At 55.4% G+C, this 25,543-nt stretch carries 19 protein-coding genes and 1 pseudogene; 1 reads left to right on the top strand and 19 read right to left on the bottom strand.

From position 1 onward, the window contains the following. The first annotated feature begins 404 nt into the window (after positions 1–404). A complete protein-coding gene (locus QZ725_RS06070) occupies positions 405–1,370 on the top strand; it encodes a transglycosylase SLT domain-containing protein (RefSeq protein WP_293777383.1) in 966 nt (321 codons plus the stop codon). Positions 1,371–1,440: 70 nt separating this feature from the next. Here QZ725_RS06070 and QZ725_RS06065 read toward each other — a convergent pair whose 3' ends face one another. From QZ725_RS06065 to QZ725_RS05975, 19 genes and pseudogenes are all read right to left on the bottom strand, one after another. Continuing rightward, the gene (locus QZ725_RS06065) at positions 1,441–2,628 is read right to left on the bottom strand and encodes a pyridoxal phosphate-dependent aminotransferase (RefSeq protein WP_293777380.1); all 1,188 of its coding nucleotides are present in this window, start codon (positions 2,626–2,628) and stop codon (positions 1,441–1,443) included. 175 nt (positions 2,629–2,803) lie between these two features. After that, positions 2,804–3,271, bottom strand: coding sequence for a transcription antitermination factor NusB (nusB, locus tag QZ725_RS06060; RefSeq protein ID WP_293777378.1), 468 nt, complete (start codon positions 3,269–3,271; stop codon positions 2,804–2,806). A gap of 68 nt (positions 3,272–3,339) precedes the next feature. After that, a complete protein-coding gene (gene ribH, locus QZ725_RS06055; protein WP_293777376.1) occupies positions 3,340–3,837 on the bottom strand; it encodes a 6,7-dimethyl-8-ribityllumazine synthase in 498 nt (165 codons plus the stop codon). 97 nt (positions 3,838–3,934) lie between these two features. Next, entirely contained in the window at positions 3,935–5,047 is a 1,113-nt protein-coding gene (gene ribBA / locus QZ725_RS06050; RefSeq protein ID WP_293777373.1) for a bifunctional 3,4-dihydroxy-2-butanone-4-phosphate synthase/GTP cyclohydrolase II, read from the bottom strand. A gap of 169 nt (positions 5,048–5,216) precedes the next feature. Beyond that, positions 5,217–5,873: a response regulator gene (locus tag QZ725_RS06045; protein WP_293777371.1), complete on the bottom strand. Its 657-nt coding sequence runs from the start codon at positions 5,871–5,873 to the stop codon at positions 5,217–5,219. Positions 5,874–5,981: 108 nt separating this feature from the next. Beyond that, positions 5,982–7,034 (bottom strand): OmpA family protein, encoded by a 1,053-nt coding sequence (locus tag QZ725_RS06040; RefSeq protein ID WP_293777370.1) that lies wholly within the window; start codon positions 7,032–7,034, stop codon positions 5,982–5,984. 21 nt (positions 7,035–7,055) lie between these two features. Next, a complete protein-coding gene (locus tag QZ725_RS06035) occupies positions 7,056–10,607 on the bottom strand; it encodes a hypothetical protein (protein ID WP_293777369.1) in 3,552 nt (1,183 codons plus the stop codon). Then, entirely contained in the window at positions 10,597–15,756 is a 5,160-nt protein-coding gene (locus tag QZ725_RS06030) for an SdrD B-like domain-containing protein (protein ID WP_293777368.1), read from the bottom strand. Before QZ725_RS06030 ends, QZ725_RS06035 begins: the two co-directional genes overlap by 11 nt. A 472-nt stretch (positions 15,757–16,228) precedes the next feature. Next, positions 16,229–16,795, bottom strand: a pseudogene (locus tag QZ725_RS06025) (TonB-dependent receptor); the annotation flags it as partial. A gap of 38 nt (positions 16,796–16,833) precedes the next feature. Next, positions 16,834–17,205: a TonB-dependent receptor gene (locus QZ725_RS06020; protein WP_293777367.1), complete on the bottom strand. Its 372-nt coding sequence runs from the start codon at positions 17,203–17,205 to the stop codon at positions 16,834–16,836. Position 17,206: 1 nt separating this feature from the next. Further along, a complete protein-coding gene (locus QZ725_RS06015) occupies positions 17,207–18,274 on the bottom strand; it encodes a TonB-dependent receptor plug domain-containing protein (protein WP_293777365.1) in 1,068 nt (355 codons plus the stop codon). A 258-nt stretch (positions 18,275–18,532) separates the two neighbouring features. Then, the gene (locus QZ725_RS06010; protein WP_293777363.1) at positions 18,533–19,750 is read right to left on the bottom strand and encodes a HAMP domain-containing sensor histidine kinase; all 1,218 of its coding nucleotides are present in this window, start codon (positions 19,748–19,750) and stop codon (positions 18,533–18,535) included. Positions 19,751–19,808: 58 nt separating this feature from the next. After that, positions 19,809–20,489 carry a response regulator transcription factor gene (locus tag QZ725_RS06005; RefSeq protein ID WP_293777362.1) on the bottom strand — a complete coding sequence of 227 codons (681 nt, stop codon included), beginning with the start codon at positions 20,487–20,489 and terminating at the stop codon, positions 19,809–19,811. Positions 20,490–20,587: 98 nt separating this feature from the next. Next, a complete protein-coding gene (locus tag QZ725_RS06000; RefSeq protein ID WP_293777361.1) occupies positions 20,588–21,205 on the bottom strand; it encodes a riboflavin synthase in 618 nt (205 codons plus the stop codon). A gap of 18 nt (positions 21,206–21,223) precedes the next feature. Continuing rightward, positions 21,224–22,315 (bottom strand): bifunctional diaminohydroxyphosphoribosylaminopyrimidine deaminase/5-amino-6-(5-phosphoribosylamino)uracil reductase RibD, encoded by a 1,092-nt coding sequence (gene ribD, locus QZ725_RS05995; protein WP_293777360.1) that lies wholly within the window; start codon positions 22,313–22,315, stop codon positions 21,224–21,226. 40 nt (positions 22,316–22,355) lie between these two features. Continuing rightward, a complete protein-coding gene (locus QZ725_RS05990) occupies positions 22,356–22,895 on the bottom strand; it encodes a GspH/FimT family pseudopilin (protein ID WP_293777359.1) in 540 nt (179 codons plus the stop codon). Then, positions 22,892–23,365: a type IV pilin protein gene (locus QZ725_RS05985; RefSeq protein WP_293777357.1), complete on the bottom strand. Its 474-nt coding sequence runs from the start codon at positions 23,363–23,365 to the stop codon at positions 22,892–22,894. The genes QZ725_RS05990 and QZ725_RS05985 overlap by 4 nt, the downstream gene beginning before the upstream one ends. Before the next feature lie 38 nt (positions 23,366–23,403). Beyond that, positions 23,404–25,404, bottom strand: a complete 2,001-nt coding sequence (locus QZ725_RS05980; protein WP_293777356.1) for a PilC/PilY family type IV pilus protein — start codon at positions 25,402–25,404, stop codon at positions 23,404–23,406. Further along, entirely contained in the window at positions 25,401–25,532 is a 132-nt protein-coding gene (locus QZ725_RS05975; RefSeq protein ID WP_293777474.1) for a hypothetical protein, read from the bottom strand. Before QZ725_RS05975 ends, QZ725_RS05980 begins: the two co-directional genes overlap by 4 nt. Positions 25,533–25,543: the final 11 nt, after the last annotated feature.

Raw genomic sequence — 25,543 nt, 5'->3', positions numbered from 1 at the left:
TTCATTGAATTTTGGTGAACCAACCCAAAATCTTAAGATCATAAAGTTATGAAATTGCGTTTTTGTAGTATTGACTCGATATAAACGGACTCCTACAATTCGCGCAACTCGAAGAGCAGGCCCGTATTTGAACATCAAACGGGGAAGAAAAGAAACCTCTCTTCGCTTCATCGGAGGATCGGGCCTCCACAGTCGTTACCTAGATTTGCAAGGCACTGCGCCTTCCCCGATAAGTTGTTTTTGGCCGATGGACCGCCGTAGCGACATTCACCAGACAACTCCGACGCCTGTTCCGTGCTGCCACGCGGTGCGAACAGGCGATTTCTCTGATTCACGGCACGTTCAGGGTTCTACATCCGAACTGGTGGAGCCCTTCACCTGCCGCGTTAATTCAGGAGCAAGTAATGTTAGATCGTATGACCCAGGCGATGCGACAAGTCGCCAACCAATCGGCACGAGAGGTGATCGCGCGCTCGACCCCGATGCGCGCTTCCACCGGCAAGCTGGTCAATACCGCTCGCCACGCTGTGATGGCTCTTGGCCTCGCTGCGATTGCCGTCCTTACCATGATGTTTTTCAAACCGGAAGTAGCCGACAAGTTGCAGGCGCTCTCTCCGTTCAGCGAAGCTGTTGCATCGAATTCTCCACAAGTCGATCTGCCGCCAATGTCCAATCTGATGGGCGAAGAGGCAGCCGGCAATCAGGATGATGCCGATAACATCAAAACCGTCGCCGCAAATGTGGCACCCAATGCGCTGCTCGGCAGCGAAGTGCAACAAAAGCGCGTCACAGAATGGATTTCCAAGCGCTACCGTGTTGCGAACGACGCTACCAATATGCTGGTTTCCGCTGCCTATTTGACGGCGCAGGAAATCAACCTCGATCCCCTGCTGATTCTGGCCGTCATGGCAATTGAATCGCGCTTCAATCCTTTCGCAGAAAGCCCGGTCGGCGCACAGGGCCTGATGCAGGTCATGTCCAAGGTTCACCACGACAAGTTTGCCGAAATGGGCGGTGCACAGGCAGCACTGAATCCGGTTGCCAATATCCGCGTCGGCTCGCTGATTCTCAAGGAATATGTCGCACGTGGCGGTTCGGTCGAGGCTGGACTCAAGCGCTACGTCGGCGCTGCCGCAATGACCGATGATGCCGGCTACGGTGCCAAGGTACTGGGCGAATATGACCGTCTGAAAGCCGTTGCCAGTGGCAAGCGTGTTTCGGTCTATGCAGCGATGGCCAGCCGCGCGCCAGCCAAACAAGCGATTCCAGCATCGGCACAAGCCAAGCAACCTGAAATGGTCAGCACGGGCGCCAGCGTGGAAGACATGGGCCGCAAGGAAAAACTCTCGAATGGCATGACGTCGCTCTAAGCCGAGTCGTCATCTCTATAAGAAAAGGAGCCACAAGGCTCCTTTTTTATTGTGCGAATAATAAATAGACTTACTCACCTCCGTCGCCACGCTCGAAAAAGCGCCGCATACGCGCTACGGCTTCCCGCAAATGCTCCAGCGAGGTGGCATAGGAAATCCGCAAGTAGCGACGTGGTTCTGCCACACCAAAATCCATGCCCGGCACCACCACCACCCCGGCCTGCTCCAGCAAATCACGGCTGAGGCGGTCTGCGTCATCAGACAAGCACGAACAATCTGCATAAACGTAAAACGCACCATCCGGTATGACCGGTACACGTAAACCCACACTCTCCAACGCTGGCACGATGTAATCGCGGCGACGCTGCATTTCGAGTCGGCGCTCTTCATAGATGGCGCGCGCTTCAGCAGAAAAACATGCAAGTCCTGCATGCTGGGCAATGCTGGGGGCGCAAATGAACAGGTTTTGCGCAAGCTTTTCAATTGCTGGCACCAATGCTTCCGGCACCACCAACCAGCCAAGACGCCAGCCTGTCATATTGAAGTATTTGGAAAAACTGTTGATGACAATCACATCGTCGCCCAGCGAGGTCGCCGAGAACGGCGCACTGTCATAGCGCAAGCCGTTATAGATTTCATCGACAATGACAAAACCTTTTCTGCTACACACTTCATCAACGATGCAAGCCAATTCCTTTGCCGCGATCGTAGTGCCGGTCGGGTTGGACGGTGAAGCGAGCAAAACACCGCGCGTGGACGACGTCCAATGTTCTCGTACCTGTCGTGCCGACAACTGGAAACGCTGCGCGGCATCACAGGCAATCATGTGCGCACTTCCACCGAAAGCCGCCACAAAATGGCGATTACAGGGATACGAAGGATCAGACATCAATACCTCACTTCCGTGTTCCACCAGTGCCGCACATGCCAGTAATAATGCCGCCGATGCCCCTGCCGTGACGACGATACGCGATGGCGAAACCTTTACACCATAGGCGTCCTGGTAGTAATCCGAGATAGCCTTACGCAAGGCCGGCATGCCGGTCGCTGCCGTATATTGCGAGCGTCCTTCCTGCATGGCGCGCATGGCCGCATCGAGCACTGGCTGCGGCGCCGTGAAATCCGGCTCGCCAATGCCCATGTGGACGATATGACGCCCTTGCCGCTCCAGTTCGGCAGCATGCTTGGCCAGTTCCATCACATGGAATGGCGCAATCTGTTCAAGTCGTGCAGCCAGTAACGGCAAATCGACAGACAAGGCCCTCTCCTTCCATTCGTTTCTGACAAGAGGCGCAAACACGCGTTGTGAGCGCACCATGAAAAACGCCATCCGGCATGACTGCACAGATGGCGGATGCGAGATCGAAACTCGCTTCAGACTTGATTACCTGGCCCCAAATCAAAGCCAGGGCGCAAGTCCTGACAAATACCGATCAGCCCTTGCGGTTGGCAAATTCGACTTCACGCACCGTCGCGGCAAACTTGTCGAGAACGCCGTTGACGTATTTATGACCATCGATGCCACCGAACGACTTGGTCAACTCGACCGCCTCGTTGATGACGACCTTGTACGGAATTTCGATGTGATTCTTGAGTTCGTAGGCACCGATCAACAGGGCAGCATGCTCGACTGGCGACAGCGCATCGATTTCACGGTCGATCAGCGGCGCTAAACCGGCGCGCAGCTCCGGCGCCTGCTTGACGGCACCATACAGCAATGCATCGAAGTGTTCGATATCAGCCTTGTCAAACCCGTGCGCCTGACGGATATGCAACTCGATGGCGCGCACTTCCTCGTGATTGAGCAGCCATTGGTAAAGGCCCTGCAGGGCGAACTCGCGCGCACGGTGACGTGGCGTACGGTTCTTGTTTGGATTGGCGTGTTCAGATTTCTGATTCATGGCTTGCGAATTCATGCCGGCACGGCATGACATGTGAGTTAAACGGAGGGAGAAAGCGACGGCAAAACTCAGTCGTCATCCTCTTCATCGTCGGCGGCATCAGCCAGCTCTTCGAGGGCGATGGTCAGATTCGCCATTTCCACGGCAACACGCGCCGCATCGGCACCTTTTTCTTCCATGCGTGCTTCGGCCTGCTCGTCGGTATCCGTAGTCAATACGGCATTGGCAACAGGAATGCCAAAATCCAGGCCCACGCGCGTGATACCGGAACCGGATTCGTTCGACACCAGCTCGAAGTGATACGTCTCACCGCGGATAACGGCACCAATCGCAATCAGTGCATCGAACTGCATGGTCTCGGCCATCTTGCGCAGCGCCAGCGGAATTTCCAGCGCGCCTGGCACCGTCACCAGAAGGATGTCTTCATCTTCGATACCCAGATGCTTGAGCTCGGCCAGACAGGAAGCCAGCAAACCGTGGCAGACGTCCTGATTGAAGCGTGCCTGCACGATACCGATACGCAGGCCTTCTCCCGCCAGATTGATCTCATAAGTGCCAACGGTCATGATGCTTCCTTTATGCGCTTGCGCGCCTTACTGAATGAACAATCGAATCACAAGCCACTGATTCGACAATGAAATTCTCAACAAACTGAACGAATGCTCAATTTTCCGGCGTGGCACGATAGCCAGTGACTTCCAGATTGAAGCCCGTCATCGACGGCATCTTGCGCGGCTTGGAAAGCAGCTTCATGCGACCAACCGACAGATCGCGCAAGATTTGTGCACCAATACCGTAGGTACGCAAATCCATGCGCGAGGCACGTGGCTGCGCACGACCAGCCGGATTATCCAGTGCCTCGAATTCGGAAAACAGTTCGTCGGCCGACTCCTCGCAATTGAGCAGCACCATCACACCGCGCTCTGCCTGCTTGATCGCCTGCATGGCGGAAGCCATATTCCACGAGTGCGTGGTCGCCTTGGTTTCCAGCAGATCGAGCACGGATACCGGTTGGTGCACACGCACCAGCGTTTCTTCATCGGGCACGATATCGCCATGCACCAGCGCCAGATGCGCGCCGCCACTTGGCTTGTCGCGATACAGCACCGCCTGGAAAGTGCCATGCACGGTTTCCATGGTGCGTTCGCCAACACGCTCGACAAAGCATTCGGTCTGACTGCGGTAATGAATCAGATCGGCGATCGTGCCGATTTTCAGCCCATGCTCTTTGCCGAATTCAATCAGGTCGGGCAGACGTGCCATCGTGCCGTCGTCCTTCATGATTTCGCAGATGACGGCTGCCGGCGTCAGTCCTGCCAGCTCGGCTAGGTCGCAACCGGCTTCGGTATGGCCTGCACGCATCAGCACACCACCCTTTTGCGCCTTGAGCGGGAAGATGTGGCCGGGCTGGACGATATCGATCGCCTTGGCATCCCTGGCGACAGCCGCTTGTACGGTACGCGCACGGTCGGCCGCAGAAATACCTGTCGTCACACCTTCGGCAGCTTCGATCGAGACCGTAAAGGCCGTACCGTAAGAGGTGCCATTGCGCGCCGTCATCATGGTCAGCGCCAATTGATCGCAACGCTCTTCGGTCAATGTCAGACAAATCAGGCCACGACCGAAGCGCGCCATGAAGTTGATGGCTTCAGGCGTGACGAAATCGGCGGCCAGCACCAGATCACCTTCGTTTTCACGATCTTCCTCATCGACCAGAATCACCATGCGACCGGCACGCAATTCTTCGACGATTTCCTGGGTAGTTGAAATGGACATGGGGGATATTCTCGAAACAGGCCGCTATTTTAATGGATTTAGGCCTGTTCAAACGGAATCTCCTCACCGTCCGACAAGGAATTCAGCGTCTTTTCGCCTCATTCAGACAAGACACCGGACAGGGATTTTGGCAGAAAGGCAACGTATACCCCTACACCATACGGCAACCTCAAACCAGAACAATCTCGGCACCAAAAAAGAAACCCTTGCCATGCTGGGTCAACAAGGGCAACACCCTGCCACTGTTTTTGAGCCAACGCCGCCGCAAGCGGCTGATGGTCTGATCCAGACGCCGATTGTCGAATTCCAGCCAGTCGATGCGCATGGCATGGGCAATTTCGCGGCGCGTGACGATTTCACCATGTTGTGCAGCCAGCGTGAGCAACATCATTTCCTGCTCATTGAGATACGTTGCGTGTCCGCTCGGCGAAATCAATTGCCGCTGTGTCCGATGCAACTGCCAGTACGACCTCACGCGCCGTCCCAGCATGATCAGGTGCGCCTGCAATTCTTCGAGTGAAATCGGTTTGACGAGCACGAAATCGGCATGTTTTCGCATGCTGGCAAGATTACGCTTGAGCCCGGTCTGTACCGTCAGGATCATGACGCCGCAACCAGGCCGAGCGGCCCGCACGCGTGCAGCAACCCGCATGCCGTCGCCACTGCCGATATTTGCATCGACGATGGCGATATCGAACGTGTCGAGCAAGGGTTCGATATCGCGCTCATGACTGGCAATCAGTACACGGCAACCATTCCTGCCAAGCACGGCGAGCAATTCATTACGCAAGAATGGATCATCTTCCAGCAGCAGTACCGTGGTCATGCTGCAACCGCTCCGTGCAAACAGACTCGTCGTTGCAATTTTGCTTGTGCGCCTTGTCTTGGTTCGCCAGTCATGCTGTCAAATCACCTGCACAACGTCTGCACTTACTCATGGCTGTGCATCCTGATAGACGATGACTTCGACACGACGATTCGGCTGCAAACAAGCGATCAGCGCCTGACGCGGCTTGACTGCCTCGCATGCCTCGATCTGTTCCGTCATGCCACGACCTTCGGCACGAATAGGCACACTGACGCCGCGCGCCTGCAAATAGGCTTTCACGGTTTGCGCACGCGACTCACTGAGCTTCTGGTTGTAGGCCTTGCTACCCAGACGATCGGTATGACCGATCACCGTCAAGCCCGTGACATCGGCATAACCCGTGCGTAATTTCTCGGCCATGTCATCGAGCTCTTTGCGCCCCTTAATGAGCAGATCGCCTTGTGTGGACTTGTCGAAGCGAAACAACGCATCGGCCGACAGGGTCAGCTTGACAGGTGACGGCACTGGCGGCGGTGGCGCGCACTTTTCCGCTGCCTGCTCGGCAGCACCGGTCAGGTCCTCGGCGATCTGAATGTAGGGCTTGGCATGGCGCCAGCCGGCATCGCGAATCTCGTTACCGGCATGTACAAGTTCCACTTCCGCGCAAGCGGTCTGCTGTGTCGCACATTGAAAGCCGGCATGCTGCTTGAGTGCGTCGTAACGCGTCCACAAATCGGGGCGCAGTTTTTCTGCATCGTTGACCAATGGCGTCTGCCAGCCCGGATCCTGCTTCTGTTCGAGCGCCGTCAGGATGCGCTGGCTTTCTTCCAGCGCAGCTTGCGGAAAGCCACCACGATCATTGCGACTGTATTCATGAAAGGAAACGTCCAGCCAGCACTGCGCCTTCGACAACTGATAGTCGGCAACCCGTCGACCGCTGTCGTTGAGTGCCTTGATACGTCCTTGCGTGTCGCGATAAACGCCGTAATCGCGGTGAATGGTGCGATCCGTGATGCGTTCCTGCTGAGGTGCAAGTGCAGGATTCACCGTTGTCATCACTGCCTCGGCAGACATCGCCTGCGTCGTCGCTAATAAGCCGGCCGCTGCCAGCAAGACACGTATACCAATACGGGCATGCACGATACCGATGAGGTTAGATGTAGAGAGAAATGTGTTCATGCTTGTTCCTTGTAATCGTGATCAGCGATCGAGCGCCGGGTTACGCAACTTGTCGTTGCCGGCAAACAGGTTTTCGTCGAATTTGAAACGCACGCGAATATAGAAACCCTGGTTCGTATAATCGGAACCGGTAAGGTCGCGATCGCGGAAACCGCGCCAGTTGTAACCAGCCGATAGCCATAGGTTGTCCTGCACCTGATAACCGGCTTCGAGGCCCAGCGCGTGTTGTGCGGCGTGTCCTTGCGGGCTGTACATAACGGAAGCCAGACCACTGAGATCCCAGCGCTTGGTAATGTCGTAAGTCACACGACCACCGAGCAAATAGGCCTGATAGGTGTCGCTGCGGCCATCGAAATAATCGCGCTGCGACTTGGCTGCTGCACGACCACCGAACCACCAAGGGCGCGATGGATGGTATTCGGCATGTGCCGAAACGATGTGCTTGTCGAAACCTTCGTTATTGGTGCCATACGGATCGCCCGGATAGTAAGCGGAACCATTGCTGCCATATGTGGGCAGGTACACCGCGGTACCGCTGCGATCACGTTGCGTCCAGTATTCGTAACGCATCAGCACGTTGAGGCGGTTGGTATCGGTATCACGATAGGCGGCACCGAGTTGCAACTTGTCTTCATGACGGTTGCCGACATGACCGCGATTGTCGGTGTAGAGCAGGTAATTGCGGCCGAGGAAAGTCCAGTCGCGATTGATCTTGCGTGCCACACTGACGATGGATAGCCAGGTATCGTTGCCAGCCAGTGCCGGCGCTGCCGCCCCTTCGCCCGGCTTGTCTTTCAGACGACGCCATTCAAGCCGATTGGAAAGCAGCCACAGATCGTTGGGGCGCCATTCGATGGCACCCGTCAACGCATACGCGTCCTGTGCCTGACCGCGATAGATGCGCAGATATTCGGCAGTCGTCGCGACCTTGACGGTTTCGCTCAGATTCCAGCCATTGCGCAAACCACTGGCCGATTGCAACTGTTCACCACCAAGCGAATCGCGCAAACGGTATTCCGAGAACACGCGCTGGTTCGGCAGATACTGCGTATCGGCACCGAACACGAAGGCATTGCTGTCATAGACACCATTGGCTGCCTGTGGCGACGACAGACCCGTCATCCACTCGTATTTGCCATATAGACGTCCTACTTCGCTGAAGCGATAGGCCGCACCCAAAGCGGCACGTTGCTGCGTATCGCCATCGATGCTGTGCTCGTACTCGCCAAACAGATCGATACGATCGGTTGCGCGGTAGGTCGTGCGCAGGCGTACACCAGTCGTGTTGTAATCGACACCGGCTAACCCGTAGTTGGTGCCGTTGTAACCGTAACCAGTCTGCGCGTTAATGAGGCTGGAGCCGTACCCAAAACCGACACTCGGCGATGGGTCAACCACCAGGCCCGAACCCGAACTCAGCAACGCATTGGCATAGTCCCCGGCCTTTTCATCCGTATGCGTGAGCGCGACGTCGACGTTCAGGCGATCCGTCACGTCATACGCCGTACCTAGTGCGATGGCATCGCGCGAAGCACCGGCCGTCTGGTGAGCAGTATGTGTGGCCTGCGCGTAAATCGCCCATTGATCGGTCAGACGCTTGGTCACCTTGAGCGCTCCTTCTTCACGTCCCTGCGCCAGCGAGGCAGAGGGATTGTTGAAATAAGGATCACTGCGGCCGTAATAGAAGCGTGCCTGCAACGATTCATCGTTGTGCAGGGCTTCCACGCGCCAAGCCGTACCGTCAATCTCCTCCAGCGAGCCTGTGGCTGGCGTATTGCCGAATTGCGGCTGCAGGCTATAGGGATTGCCGGCTATCGACGTTCCCAGGCCATTGGCACTCGCCAATACGCTCTGGCTGCGTGCGACCTCGGCGACGATGGTGGTTTTCTCGCCGGGCTTGTAGCTGGCATTTGCACTCGTCAGCGTGTAAGGCGCATAAGGATTCTTGTCCTTGACATAGCTGCCACCGACTTCTGTCTGTTCATTTAGGCGGACTTGTCCATCGATACCATAGACCCAGAAACTCTCGCCATTCGATTCCACCTCATAGGTCACGCGCAACGATTTCGGATTGCCATTGGCATCCACCGATGGCAGCGGCTGATTCAACAGAATGCGACCCGAGAAAGGTTCGAAGCTATAATCGCCACCACGCTGTAGCGTTTCTGTCGCAAGAATCACGGCCGGTTGATAGCGGTCACGAGTAATGATCTCGACCTTTTCCGTACCGACGACAGCATCGCGCTTGGAGACTGCAAACGGACCGGAGATGCCTTGCCCTGCGAACTCTTCCACGAATTGCAACAGACTGTCGCGCGTGACAAAGCCATTGAGCAAGATGCCATTTTCGTCGTAATGTCCGCGCACACCATTCATCGTGCGGCTGTAATTACCGAGATCGCGTTTGCGTACGGAGGCCACATTGCCGCCGCCCGAGACCTGGCTGAAACCAGCGCCGGTATTGAAATCGCCGTACAGCAGATAGGAACGATCCTTGTCGATCCGCACGTAAAGCTTGGAAGTCGACTGTGCCTCGAAGCCACGAATCGAGGCATCGCCGTAGACAGCATAGTAATCATCGGGGCGAATCGAACGGAACAGGCGTTCGTAGGTCGCCTTGTCCGAATCATAGGCCATGGTCAGCAACGCGTCGCCCTTGATCTTCCCCTTGAGAAAAAATGCGGTGCGCATCGCGCTGTAACGTCGCCCATCGCTACTACTACTCGAAAAGCTGCGAATCTCGCGTTCGAAACCATCGTCGCGTCGCGCATCGGTCAACTGCAAGGGAGATTTGCTGTCGAACTTAATAATCCCTTCGACCAGACCGACTGCCAGCATTTCGCGCAACTCAGGCACAAAACTGATCACGCCTTGGGCCTGCGCCCGCCCTGCCGTAATGCGCACCGTCACATCCTGTGGCTGGAACGGTGCCAGCAGCAATACCTCGGCCTGCCCATTGACGACCTTGATCTGCACACCGCGCGACAGACGATCCGCATCTTTCGCACCGGGACCGAATTCATCAGTCGGCGCACCTGGAATCTGGATGCGCCCTGCGCTCGCCTCAACCGTTACGACGGCATCGCCCGATATCGGCTGGCCGTTGTAGTCGAGCAGCGTGATCGACAATCGGGCCGGCGTTTGCCCATCGGCCGGCACACTGTTCTGTGCCACGCTCACACGTACCAGACCAATCTTGGCATTTGCAGCGTAATTAGCATTGTCAATCTGCGCCGATAGGACGCGCGACGACGTCATCGGCAAATTGCTGTTACTGCCATTGAGCGGCAGCAAATCGAGGCCGTTGCCATCGATGCCACGACTTCTCTCAATCGTCGAAGGTTGTCTGTCTAAACTGCCGGCGGCCTCGTTCATCGTGCCTTGCGCCCATGCCGGCAGCGTGCCGGCGACGGCGAATGCAATGGCGGTCTGCCGCACGGCCTGCCAGCGTCTGCGCGGCGCATGATCAAAAGCGCGATTTGTGCGAGACGCGCGGTAAGCGCCACCTGCAGCGGCAGGAAGAATAACTGAATTCATGATGACGGAATGCAAGGTGGAAGGATTAACGGCCATCGCGACCTCCCTGATTGATCTCGAGCTGACGCAGCGGGGTATCGCGTTCACTGATCGTGTCGGCAACAGGCTGCTGGCGCACTTTTTCTTCACTATCGATACGCGGGTTGACGATCACCTGGTTGGCGCTGTCGGTTCCCTGCTGCGGATAATTGGGCGCCTTGCCTTCGAAGCTGAATCCGACACCTTTTTTCTTTTCGATATGCGGCGCAGTCACTTCGCCCTGCGTACGCCGTGCCTTCACCTGTTCCAGCACGGTGTTCGAGCACGAACCTTCAATGAAGTCGGCACGTTGCAACTCGCCATTCTTCAAGTCGAGGAACAGGCTGTTGGCATCACCCACATTGCGATTACTGCTGACCACAAGACGGCTGCCGCGTGGCAGTGTGGTCTGATCGACCTTGAGGACGTGCGTCTTCGGTGAGAAACCGCAATAGCTGTATTTGCCTTCGCTATCGCTGATGAGGAACAGACCATTCTCGGCATACAACCGTACTCCCGGAATACCCAGCTCTTCATGGTCTTTGATCTGATTGCCATTGCAATCGACATACACCATCCCGACGATGCAGGCATCGCTGGTGAACACGCCACCCGACACCTTGACGCGCCAGCGTGCCTCGTTGGAACAACGTGCAGTCGGATTCAACGGACATTCGGCATTGGCGCGATTGACCCCGTCACCCTGCATGCTGCCGACACCGACCCGCACGCGATAGACGATCGTGACCGTGGCCTTGGCCGGAATGATGTCCAGTGCATAGGTAATGACCGGCCCTGGAGCACCCTGCAACGAGACCAGATTGGCTCCCGTCACACGCGAAGTGTTATCGATCAGACGAAAGCCTTGCGGCAGGCGATCGACAATACGCGGCTGCACCACGGCCACAGCCGACGTATTCTTGATGGTCAAGGTGTACGTCACCATGTCACCGACTTCGGTGTCGCGCTTGTTCGACGTTTTTTCGATATACAGCAGACCGCCACCTTCAACCGTCGAAGGCACGTTCGCACAGCGCGGATCGGTACAACTACTGCCGGGTGTTGGCGGATCGATATCGCCACCACCACCGACCGATGCATAGTTGGTGGTCACACCAACCGGTGTAGTGGTATCGACGTGCACAGGCACGACAATCAATGCGGTACCGTTCACCGATGCCAAGGGAACCGTTGGCAGAAAGTCAAAGGTAATGGTGAGACCTGTGCCCACGATACCGGTGGTCACGACGTTACTGATCGTGCCCTGCGTGCTGCTCATGCTGCCATTCAGACTCAAGCCGGGTGGCATATGCTCGATGAGCTTCAATGCACCTATAGTTGCAGTCTGGCCATTGTTGGTAATCGTCAGTGTGTATTCGGCATTACCGTCCAGCGTCAGTGTCGGCGGACCAGTCTTGGTCAGACGCAATTCCACATTCGTACCGTTGGTGACGGCAAAGTTGGTCTGTGTCACACGTGCACCTGCCAGCAAAGTGATGGCGGTTACCGTTTCATCACCACTACGCGTGCCACGCACCGTACCGTTGGCATCGGTTCCCGCAAACGCACCATTGACCTCGTTGACGACAGGTGGCGTACGCACGGGATTGGTTTTCACGACCTGATACGTACCCGGTCGCAGATTCTGGAAAGAATAGCCACCGTCGGCTCCCGTCGTCGTTGTCAGATTGACGGGTTGGCCAAGTTCATCGGTCCCTGTGAGCGTCAACGTCACGCCACTGAATGGCAAATCGGTACCCGGCTGGTAATTCGAATTCAGCGCGCCACGCTCGGTGTAGACAAAGCCGCTGATCGCTGCCAATGGGAAAACGACATCGTTGACGGCGCTGAGGTTGTTGCCAGCAACAGTCGGATCGGAAGAACAGGAGCCGGATGATTCGTAGATCGATGAAGCGGCATCCCCCACACAGACATACGCACGATTGCCAAAGGTCACGGCACCCGCTGCGGTTCCCGTCATGGTCATGGCAATTTCGAAATTGACCTCTTCATTCGCATCGAGATAGTTCTGAGCTGGATCAGCGCTCAGACGGCAGACAACGTTGTCGTTTGTGGTGTTCTGCGTACAACTGACCGGCTTACTGACCAGCGCAAAACCGCTACTGGCGGGCGACTGATTGATCTTGTCCGGCATGCCGGACACCATCGCAACTTGGAATCCCGATGCCACCGCCAGAATGTCATTCATGACGATGTTTTCTGCACGCGAGGGACCAGCATTACGCACGCTGAAGCGATAACGCAGTTGATCACCAATCAGGAAGTTGCTCTGTCCCGCATTGAGCACGCGAACCTTGCCCTGCTGCAGATCGAACTTGGGAACCTTGATATCGAAACTGATGGTTTTGCTATTGTTCGATACCGAAGCGGCATCGTTACAGGCGGTCGATAGCGGCGAAGCGGACGTATTCGTCTCTTCGCGGAATTCGCATAGTGATGGATCGAGATCGACACGTGCGGTATTGGTCACACCGCTGTACTGCACCTGTTCCGCAGCACCGAGCGTGCCGTCCGGTTTCTTGACACGCGCCACGATATTGATCGTGTGCGTGTCATAACGTGGCACGCTGACGGTATTGGTACAGGCAATATCGCCACCAACGACCGTACAACTCATAACCGCCGGGTTAGAGGGCTTCGCACTGAGGATCTCGTAAGCAGGAACGGTCAGCGTCGGCGTACCGATGTTGAGCGTGTCACGAATCGTGAACATTCCGGCAGGAATGTTGTCTGGCCCGAAATTACGCGCCGTCACGCTGAACTGCACCTGACCACCGATGGAAGGTGATGCTGGCGCCACCGTTTTCGATGTCAATGCGACATCGGTACGCGGCTGGATATTGATGGCAGCATCATCATTCAATGCCCCACCGCTCATGGCACTCAGCAAGGCATTCGGCGAAGTTAGTGTCGCCGTGTTGCTCTGTGCGCCACTCACCAACGGACGCGCCACAGGAATCAGCACCGTGATTTGTTCGCCGGGCGGCACATTGCTGAAGTTACATACCAGGCTGCTGCTACCTGCGGCCAGATTCGGGCAGTCGCCGGTAGATGTTCCCGTGCGTGTGGTGGTAACGGTGATCGCTGGTGTCTGATAGCTAGGCGCACCGGAACCGCTCACATTCAGGATACCGGGCAGGTTATCTACCAACCGCAAGGTCGGAATAATCTCCTGTTGTGCATTCTGCGCCGTTGTCGGCGTCGTTATCACAATCCGCCAGTACAGCGTTTGTTGTGCGCTGGTCAGCGTTGGCGCATCGGCAACGGCATCATGAAAGTTGCTGTTATCGATGGAGGACTCTTTACGAACGCTGACTTGCGCGTTGCCAGTCACCACCGGGGTGACGATGAGCCCGGAACCGGCTGAAGCACAATCCGTACTGTTGCCAACAACGTTGTTATCAGGTGGCTGTGGGCCGTCGGCAGTAGACAAACCGAGCTGGGTCAATGCAGAAGCACCCGTACAAGCGGTATTCGCAAGTTCGATTGGCTGCGTCAGTGATGCCACCGAGGTTGTGCGAAAACTGACTGCCTGCGTGGCACCTGGGGCCAGCGTGCCGGAGCCTGTTGTCACGCAAACGATCTGCGTTGTATAAGCACTATTCACTCCAGCTGGCGGTGTCACACCGACATTGACTGAACAGCTCCAACCCGCCGACACATTCGACACAACACCACCAGCCACTTCTTCCGGACGCGCGTAATCCACTGCACGCAATGGTTGCGCAGGCGAATAACTAGCTGTACTCGGACTGTCGGCATGATTGCGTACCGTCAATGTGGTCGTGATCTGCGTACTTGGCGCGATCGGCCCCGAACCCGGCGTCTTGCTCTTGCTCAGGTTCATGACGGTGTAAGGATCCACCACCGAGAATGGCAGCAGCACGCTGTTGTTACCCGTGTTGGCATCGCCCATCCCGCCTGACGGTGTAACGACGACAGGAAACTCCGATACAGTCGCAACAGATGGCAATGTCAGCGGGATGTTGAAATCGGCAATCGCCCCGACCGCAACCGCATTGGTCGTGCAACTGATAACCGTACCGTTATAGGTATTGCCACTCACGGTAAGTGAGCCGGCAGATTGCACACAACCTGATGGCAAGGTACCAATGGTGAAGCCGGCTGGCACCACCGTTTCGACAACCCCACCAGCTGGCGATATCAAGGGGCCGTTATTACGAAAACGCAGGGTGAGAGTCTGAGAACTACCGGTCAAGCGTGGCGCGGATGGATAGATTCCCAAGGCCTGGATATCGGTACCAGGATCAACGCTGTAATTGACACTCGACGTGTTGTTTCCTGCATTGATATCAAAGTAGTTGCTGTTGCCCGGTGCAATCGACGCGGTATTGGTGAACGAACCATTCGTCAACCCATTTCCCGTCACGTCGATGTGACTGGCATTCAACTGGGCAATCGTGAAAGGCCCGCTGTAAGTACACGTCAATACGCGACTACTGTTCGCAGCTGACACGGCATTACAGACTGGCGTGAGACCCGTAAACGTATAGCCGGTCAATGTGAAATCAGACACCGTACCGGGCAGATTGTCCGTCACGACGATCGAAGCATCAGCCGGCACATCATCACCGCCAACGACAATATTAGGCTCTAGGCGAAATGTGGTCGCTTGCCCAGCCACCGGCGATGCAAGCGGTACCGTTTTAGATTTTGCGATGGAAATCTCACCCGTAGAACGTACCGTACCAGAACGAATTGCTGCCGCACCAGAGGTGCCTGTTGCACTCAGATTGAAGCCACCGTTGGCCGCACCGGCAAGCTGAAAGATAATTTGTCCACTCATGCCGTCGGTACCGTTAGGTACAGGACATACGAGATTAGGCGCCGTGTAAGTACAGCCGGCAGTCAACGCAGGCGGATCGATCGTCAGTTGCGGTGGGACCACCACAGTGATGGTGTCGCCGCTACCTGTCACGTTACGAACCCAATCCACACTGACATCGACAACCTGACCACGCCCGATGTCTGCAGGCGCATTGATCTGCGTCGCCACGACACGTGCCTGTGCGGAAATCGCACAGCTCATCGCAACCAGAAAAATCAACGCACACCAAGATTGATGAATTGGTAAGAGCCGATGCAGACAACGTAGCCTGCCCAGCAAGGTATGTATGACGTTCATGAGGTTCCATTCAGCCGTAAAGATGAAGTGCCTAAAAATTCCGCACTTTTTGATTGCACATGGCAACGCAAATTGCAGCGAGAAGATAAGGCGCTACCCGCCAAACCTTGAAGTCAACCTTTGTCAGCAAATGAAAATATTTGCTAACGACACATCAGGAAAAATGTCAGCGACTTGTCGATAAGGGAAATTTGCAAGCGGCATTCTGGAGAGAAATCGCCATGACTTTCTGACGAGTTCTGACAGAAGAAAACGTGATGAGCGATGAGGTGATGCATGGCATTGATCGCAAAGTCAATGCAGCTCAAGCATGCACGGAGGAAGGGAAATGAACGAGGGGGTAAGCGATGCACATCACGCGCAACGCAAACAATTGTAAACAGGGAGGGTGTAATACCAACAGCAGGATGCCAACGGCAAGAAATACGACAACGCTGTGCCCCGACATGGCCCGCAGCAGTAGTGAGACGAACTAAAAGCGTGTTTCGATACCTACGTACACAACACGTGTTTGGCCGGGACGAAAGACATTGCTCTGTTGTGTGCGTGCATCGACCAGATAGTTGGCAGTAGCGGCATAGTGCTTGTCGCCCAGGTTGCGCGCATCGAGAAAGAGACGATAGCCGTTACGAGAGATGTAACCCGCACCCAGATTGAGCACGCCATAACCGGGCGCTTTCAGGGTATTGGCCTGATCGGCATACCAGTCCGAACCGAGCACTACCGAAGGGCCGATATAAAACCCGCTTGCGTGGCGATACGTCCATCCGGCTTGCAGGACGTGCTCGGGAATCCCAGGCAAACGATTATTGCCATAGGTTCGATTGTCATCGAAACGGAAACGACTGAAGGTGTACACCACGCTCCATTCCATCGAACCTGACAGCGACGCCATATCTTTTGTGCCGTTCAATCCCAACTCCATACCGCTGTGCGAGGTCGGCGAATCGGCATTCACATTAATCGCCGGCAGTGCCGGGCTGGTCGAGTTGGCAATAGCCAGCAACTCGTTACGGACACGACTCTGATAGATAGAGAGGTCCCAGCCAAAACCTTATCGCCGCCACGCGTACCGACTTACACCGTATCAGCTCTTTGGGCGTTAAGCGTACTCTTAGGTGAGTTTGGTAAAGAACCTCGCTGAGTGTAGAAAACGACGCTGGACGGCGCTTCATGATTGCGACTCAGATTGCCATAAAATTGTGTGGTGCCGCCGGCCGGCGTCCAGATCGCTCCGATTTTAGGATTTAGATAGGTATAGGTACGCGATACCGTGCCATCAGGATAATCAGAGATAAAGAAGGCCGTATCGTTATCCGTACCACGCATGGCGCGGAAAATCTGTGCACCTGCCACCAGTGCGAAACCATCGGTGACCTGATACGTATTTTCAGCAAACAACTCCGCCGTACTGCGCTTGTCGCGTATCGTGCCATTGGCTGCAGGCAAATTAGATGGAAAATGGCGGTGGCAAGACAACCGCTGGCGTATGCAGGGCATTGTCGCCACTTCCACGTCCATAACTCATGCCCCACACAAATCGATTCTTATGGCCGCCTAACGTGCGGTTCATCTCATGCCGCATCGAAACACCATAATCCGTCTCATCGTAGAAAATACGTCCGAACGGCGTCAGGGAATCGAACTTGGTGCCAGTATGAAAGACACCGAACGAGAGCTTGTCACCTTGATCCAGATCCAGTTCATGCTGGTAAGCCATATGCCAACGTGGCGAAATACGTAAATAGGCATCGAGTCTCTTGAACAAAGACTGCGCCATCTGCGGATTATCGCGAATTTGTGCCAATCTCAGCGTGCCAGGAAACTTGCCGTCATAACGCTCTTCGGTTAGATGGAAGCGACCACGCGATGTTGCACTAAAGGCATACCCCAAATTGGCGTAGAGACGCGAAGTACGCTCGGTGCTCTGCTCGCGAAAGCCATCCGCTTGGTAGTGCGTTGCTGAAACGAAGGTATCAATACCATTTTCGAATACCTTGCCGGCTTTGATCTGTCCGCTGAGATAGCCGTTTGAGCCTACTTCCGTACGTACGGTAACACCCGGGCTGGTATAACCGGTGGAGGAAATCAGATTGACGGCGCCACCAAGCGAGCTCGCACCATACTGCAATGAACTGGCACCACGGTATATTTCAACCCGATCATTATTCACCACATCGGCCAGCATGCCCTGATTCATATCATCGACGCGCCCAATCGGTAAGCCATCGCGCAAAAAACGGATGCCACTTACGTAAGTACTGGAAATACCTGAGCCACGAATGGAAATACGCGTAGCTTCTTGGCCAGACAAGCGTTGCACATACACTCCCGGCACGAACGCAAGCGCATCGCCAAGACCTATCACACTTTTCTCGCGATATTCCTCGGCAGTGCGAATACTTACCCCGCCTGGAACATTCCGTATCTCTTTTTTCGCCTCAGCGTTGATATCTCGCTCGCCCTCAACGGAGATTGCCGGCAGGGTATTCGCTTCGGTCGAATCGGTGGCATGCACAGTGCCATGAGCAAACAAGGCCAAACCTGCCGACAACAGGCACAGAAAAGAAACAGTACGGGTCATGTTTTTGCAGGAAAAGTCGAGCGAGGATTGTCGCAGCGCTGCTGCCTAAAAGCGCATGGCAGCGCATCCGGCATTGTCACCGAGAGGATTTATTGACAGCAAGAATGTTTTGCCAATTTGCGACGCAAAACAGACGGTTATCCGGCGGCAAGCCTCATTTGGGCAGAAAAGGCAAACTATCTGAGTAATTATTCAGCTCTCTGCGACATAGATATCGTGACTCGGTGCAGATAAAAAACGTAAAGTGAAGCAACTGCCTTGAGAAGTACGCGGTTCGTAATTGATCTGCCAGCCCATGTGCGTCGCCACGCGCTTGACAATTGCCAACCCCAGACCCGATCCGGCGTATTCCTTGCCATGTCCTCGCACATTGCGTGAGAAAAGGCGCGTGCGCACATTCTCCGGCAAACCTGCGCCCTCGTCTTCCACGATGAGGCGATCTGTCGCCAGCGTTACTTGCACCACACCTTGCTCAGTATATTGGCACGCGTTGCGAATCAGATTGCCAATTGCGATGCCTGCCAATTCACCGCGCGCATTTACCCACACCTCTTCCGACGGATGCGAAAAACGCAATTGCACCGGCTTGCCATCCAGCATCTGTCGATAACGATCGACTTCACGCGTGACCAGATGTGTGAGTGAAAGCAGCGTGCCCTTCAGCGTCTCTGGCGATTGCGACAGCAGCAATAAGGCACTGACACGCTCCGTGGCTTCATTGGCGATTCGTGTGATGCGCTGTGCAACGGCCAAATTGTCCGGTTCGTTTTGCAGCCGCACTTCAAGCAATTCTGCGGCACCCAGCATGATGGTCAAGGGCGTACGCAATTCGTGGCTGACATCGCCGGTAAAGAGTTTTTCATCCGCGAGAAATTGCTGCATTTGACGCGAGCGATTGGCAAAAGCGCGCGCCAGCAAACCAACCTCATTTTGCTGTTCGACCAAGGGTAGCTGGGAACAATCTTCATTTTGCTCCACTGCGCTAGCCAGCTCGGTCACTGGCGCCACAATACGCCGTGACAGAAACAGTCCCATACCGAGTGCCAGCAGAATACTGGCGATAAAACCGGCAATCACGGCGACAAAGATGGCATCTTCGGTCAGTTCAAAATCGCTGGTGTCGCTGGTCGCCACATACGTATTGGTGCCAACGCGACGCATAAGAACAGTGGTTTCATGTCCGTCGATCTTTACTTCATGCACGCCATCCGACAAATGGCGATAGATCTCGGGAATCTGCTCATTGACGAAAAAATTGTCGTCCCACAGCGACCCGCCCATGTTTTGCTGATGCCGCACGATAAGTTCGTCGGCATCCTTGATCAAGCGCTCGTAGACCAGCTTGTCTTCCGACAGCTCTACTGCAAGAAATGCGGTTGCGGAAAAGAAGGTACAGATGACAAACGCCATGCCTGTGAAAGCCAGGGCAATGCGACTGCGAAATGACCGATCCCTGCCCTTAAAAATATCAACCATTGCCATCTACCAATTTGTAGCCATTGCCTGGCAGTGTCGTCAGCATGGGCAGGATGAAAGGACGATCGATCGCCGTTCGCAAGGCATGGATATGCGTGCGCAAGGCGTCGCTATCTGGCGGATCATCGCCCCAGATTTCGCGCAACAGCGTCTCGCGCGTTACTACCGCTGGCGCCTTGCGCATGAGAATTTCAAGAATCCGGTACCCGATCGGTGTCAGCACAAGCTTGCGACCGGCACGCTTGACTTCGCAACGACTTGTATCAAGTTGCAACTCGCCAAATTCAAGAATGTGCTCGACGATTTCATTGCGAGCCCGACGCACCAGCGCCGTCAGCCGCGCCTCCAGCTCCACCAGCGAAAAAGGCTTGACCAGATAATCGTCAGCACCGACCTTGAAACCCGTCAGCTTGTCGTTGACCGTGTCACGCGCAGTCAGCATGAGGATCGGCGTTGCCAGCCGCTTTTCCTTGCGCAATTGACGGCACACTTCGATACCGTCGAGCCCCGGCAATTCAAGATCAAGAATGATGACGTCGTAATCGGAACCGGCAGCACGCTGCACACCCACCGTACCGCTCTGCGCAACATCCAGCATATGGCCTAGAGGCTCCAGAAAACCGTAGAGGTTGGCGACAATATCGCTGTTGTCCTCGATGATCAGGATGTACATGCTGTCTCCATCTTGTCTTTTTCAGATAACCGAATTGCATGCCATCGGCGTTGAACCGCAGCCGCAAATATGCACCTTATCCGGCTGCAAGTACTAGCTTATTTTTTCTCGGACAGACTCAGGATGCGTTCGCAATAACGCGCAATCAGATCGACTTCGAGATTCACTTTGACACCCGGCTTCAAATGCTTGAGCGTCGTCACCTGCACCGTATGCGGAATCAGGTTGACCGAAAATTCGCAACTGTCTGGCGTATCGACCACGGCGTTGACCGTGAGCGAGACGCCGTTGATCACGATCGATCCCTTGAACGCCAGATAGCGTGCCAGATCCTTGGGTGCAGCCACCGTCAGCAGCCATGATTCACCAATCGGCTCGAAACGCACGACCTCGCCCAAGCCATCGACATGCCCCGAAACCAGATGTCCCCCAAGGCGTTCCGAGAGCGTGACGGCCTTTTCCAGGTTCACTTCGCCCGGAAGATCCAGACCAGCCGTGCAATTGAGGCTTTCACGTGAGACATCGACCTTGAAATAAGTGTCGCTCTTCTCGATCACCGTCATACATGCACCGTTGACGGTGATGGAATCACCTAGTGCCACATCCGCCAGCGGCAAGCCGCCGGCATCGATCGTCAGGCGGTGGCCGGCCTGCGCATCGCCCAGTGGAGAAATGGAAGTGATGGTGCCAATGGCGGCGACGATTCCGGTAAACATGATGATGAAGAAAAAAGATTAAATGAAACGGGCTAGGATACGCACATCCGCACCGACTCGCTTGATGTCGTGGAAAACCAGATTGCGCTTGTGTTCAAGATTGTCTAGCGCAGACAGATTGAACATGCCTTGTGCATCGCCCAGCAAAGAGGGCGCGAGATAAACCAGCAACTCATCGACGCAACCTTCACGAATCAGCGAACCGTTGAGTTTGAAACCGGCTTCGACGTGCAACTCATTGATCTGGCGACGACCAAGCTCTTCCATGAGAGCCGGCAATTCGACCTTGCCCTCACTATTGGCAAGCAATACAACTTCATGCCCCAGATCGCGCAATTGTGCTTCCTTTGCCGCATCCGCCTGTGCCGCCACGATCAATGTGCTGCTGCCTTGCAATACGCGTGCATGCGTACTGATCTGCAAGCGGCTATCGATGACGATACGCAAAGGCTGACGCGGCGTATCGATGGCACGCACGGTCAGTTGCGGATCGTCTTCCATCACGGTACCGATACCGGTCAGAATGGCGCACGCGCGCGCGCGCCAGACATGGCCATCGGCACGTGCTTCATCGCCGGTGATCCATTGGCTGATGCCGTTGTGCAGTGCCGTCTTGCCATCGAGCGTTGCCGCTGTCTTCAGGCGCACCCATGGTCGGCCATATTGCATGCGCTTGAGAAAACCGATGTTCATCTCGCGCGCCTCGTCTTCCATGACGCCGGACGTGACTTGGATACCGGCGGCCTGCAAACGCGCCAGCCCCTGCCCTGCTACCAGCGGATTCGGATCACCAATGGCAATCACTACACGCCCGACGCGTGCGCGTATCAGCGCATCGGCACAAGGCGGCGTGCGACCATGGTGGCTACAGGGCTCCAGCGTGACATATACCGTGGCGCCTTCGACATCGAATCCCTTGCTGGCGGCATCGTTGAGTGCCTGCACCTCGGCATGCGCATGCCCGACCGGTTGCGTATGTCCGAGACCGATGATGCGGTTTTCCTTGACGATAACGCATCCAACGCGCGGATTCGGCGCGGTGGTCAGCATGCCTTTGGCAGCCATTTCCAGCGCAAGACGCATGCCCTGCTGATCGCTATGAATTTCCAAGACAGTGCTTTAAAAATTGAGGAACGACGATTGAAGAAATTCAGCAGGTGGCAGGTTCGGTCACTGGATTGCAGACACGCGGCCGACCGAGGAAATTGACGATGACCTTGCGTGCATGTGAACCGGATTCGAGCAACCAGCTACCGGACTGCGAAGCCTGGCTGCTGGCATTGGTGCGGGAACGCCCACTGCTGTTGAATGCCAGATATTGTACTTTCGAATCGGTAAAACGGGCGGTGATCCTCAGATCGCGCGGCAATGCCTCGTGTCTGAAAATCACGGTTTCGGCACCATCGGGACGCTGGTTGTCGTTCTCATCGACAAAAATGATCCAGCCATTGCTCCATGAAACGCCATCGCCTGCTGGCACGAGATCGACACGCGTACCGCGATGAATAGCTTCGGAGCGGGCAAGATTGACGGCCGAGAACAAGGCATTGGCTGCAGTCGTCAGGCGGTGGTTACGAATCAGATATTGGAATGATGGAATCGCTACCGCGATGAGAATGCCCAGGATCGCCAGAATCACCATGAGTTCGGTCGCAGAAAAACCGGTATGCCGGTTTCTGCGCACCTTCACCAGCACGACTCCCTGGCCGCAAAGCGCTGACCATCGCTGGTCAAACCCAGTTCGCCACAACGCGCATCCGAGAAACGGGCATCGACACGTGCCGTACCAGGGCGTGCCGTCAACTTGATGCATTCATGCAGAGATTTACCGCTGCATGGCTGGGCATGGATTTCATAGGCACTGGTTTCAGGCGTTTCGCCGGAATGCCAACGAAACGGCGAAATATCGGATGCATTCATATTGGAATGAAAAATGGCATAACGCGCGTGCACACTGTAATGACGCTCTTGCTGCTGCATCACTTGCAACAGCGCCGCTTTGCCTTCCGTGCGCCGGGCCTTGATGGTGTGCTCCTTATAAACCGGTATCGCAACAGCCAGCAAGATGCCGATGACTATCACCACGACCATCATCTCCACGATTGTCAAACCAGCGTTTCGCTTCGCTCTCGTGCCAAATTGGCTACTACACGTTCTCATGCCATCCTCGTCATTCAATTTCCTTCATTTTTTACAAACTACTTGCCGGCCCATTCGGAAAGCTCACGCCAACTCAAACGTCCGCCCACCACATCGGGAATCGATAACCCATCCAGTACGAGCGGGGTATTGTCTTCCCGCAGCAATTCGACCTTGGGCGCATAGCGACGCCTTCCAAACCGATCCGGCTTGCTCGACTCAGGAAATGCGGTGGTTTCATGGCGTATTGGCATCGGTACCACACGCAATAGCGTGCCAAGGGCGGAACCTGCAGAAATGGGAATGCCCGTGGTGGTGCCGACGATTGTCAGTCCGCTCGATGCATCCATTGCATAGACACGTGCCATCGGCGCCTGGCAAGGACCGCCCTCTGGCAAAAGTGAGCGGAAGACGATCTGCGAACCGACCGATAACAGTGGCGAAACCACACGTTCACCACTCATGCTCGAATCTGGGAAATCCATATACCAACCTGCCCGGCTATTGTTGGCATCGGCATAGGAAAACGGCGAGCCATCTACCGTCAGACGGTTCGATCCGGAATCGGTAAGGAGCCGACGCGAAGCCAGCTGTGACCGCGAGACCGTGCTGTCGGCATCGCGCACGGCATAGAAGGACTGCGTGGCGAATCGGTCCGGCTGCAAGTCTTGTCGTACCAGATACCGTCCGGTTCCGAAAAGTAAAAGATGCTTGCCGTCAGGGGCTGCGACGACAGATAACTTGTGCATGACAGGCTGGCGTTTGCCAGCACTGTCGGTTGCCGTGAATAGGCGCCTTGCGCTTACACCATGAGCCGGCAAACCTGATGCAAGATCAAAGCGCCAGATGTTTCCCTGCAAATCACCGGCATAGATACGTTCAACCGCCTGGTCATGCCCCATGACGGAGACAAACTCGAGCATGCCATTCGATAGTGCATTCACCGCGCTATCCGTTACGACCTTGAAGTAGTTGGTCCCAAGCTGCCATGTTTCGGCAGGTTTCTTGTCCAGGGAAAGGAAGAACAATGCATTGCCTGCGCGCGGATTCAAGCCGCCAGTCACGACAACGAAGTAAGCATATTGCTGTTTTCCACCCTGTAACATGGTACGCACACGCAGAATCTGCGGCGCGCCAATGACATGGGCAATGTCAGGATCGTCCTGATCGGCAAATTCCCAAAGAAGCGCATTGCTTGCCGGAAGATTCGCAGTGTCAGATACGTCGAGCGCCATCAATCCCTTCGCCGCCATACCGAAACCGGCTACAAGGACTGTACGCCATGCGCCATTGATCAATACGGACGACGACGCCATCCCGCCATCGAAAGGCACACTTGCGGGCGATGATTTCGTCGTCAACTTGATCAAACTGTTGAAACTTGCACGTGGCGCATAGGCAAACACTTCCTCGCCAGTATCATCTGCGAACGCATGCAACATGCCGTCGCTGGCACCTACATATACGAGAGCACGACGGTTGCGATGTCGTTCGTAATATTCCTGATAACCGGGCGCGACCATCAACGCAGGCGGGCCTACGTGAAGTGCGATACCGTGAACGACAGCGCCAAGTATGCTAAAGCGTGGCGCAAAAAGGCTATTCGGAGCCTGCATTTCATCGATACGGTCGCCTGTTAGATACGCCAGCCTGCGGATGGCCATGGCGTCATCGCTTTCCGTTGCAAGCCTCAGACTAGCACGCTGAGTATCATTCAGATTGTTCCAGTGCAATGGAACGAGTTTTCCGTCATGCGTCGAAGTGGACAATTGACGTGCTGTGTTTCTCGTGTCGAGCTGTGTCGCCGCATTCCAGACGATGACCTGCCCTTGCTGCTTAAGCAAAGTTCCACCCAACTGACCTCGCACCATGCCGCCGCGATAGATAGTAGGACTATCGACAGCCGCTGCGAGAGAGGTCAACACCATATTGGCCGATGCTGGACAACCGGCAAGATGGATCGGCTCTGTTTCCCTTGGGGATGTATCAACCGCGTGTGCTTGCCCGAAAAGCAGCAAAGATGTGGCGCCCAGCAAGACAGACAGAATAGCAATCGTCATCGCGGCAACCTGCGATAGAAGGACTGCAAGGCAACCCGTGTAACCGGTCTGACGCCAAAACCGATGGCGGTAATACGATAAAAATAGTTGGCAGTTTCCAGCGTTTGGCCTGGAATGCGATCCGGCAGGGATTCGATCA

It is taken from the genome of uncultured Oxalicibacterium sp. (genome assembly GCF_913776015.1).
Taxonomy (GTDB): domain Bacteria; phylum Pseudomonadota; class Gammaproteobacteria; order Burkholderiales; family Burkholderiaceae_D; genus Oxalicibacterium.
Note: the sequence above shows the minus strand (reverse complement) of the source record. Positions and strands in the feature narration are given on the sequence as shown.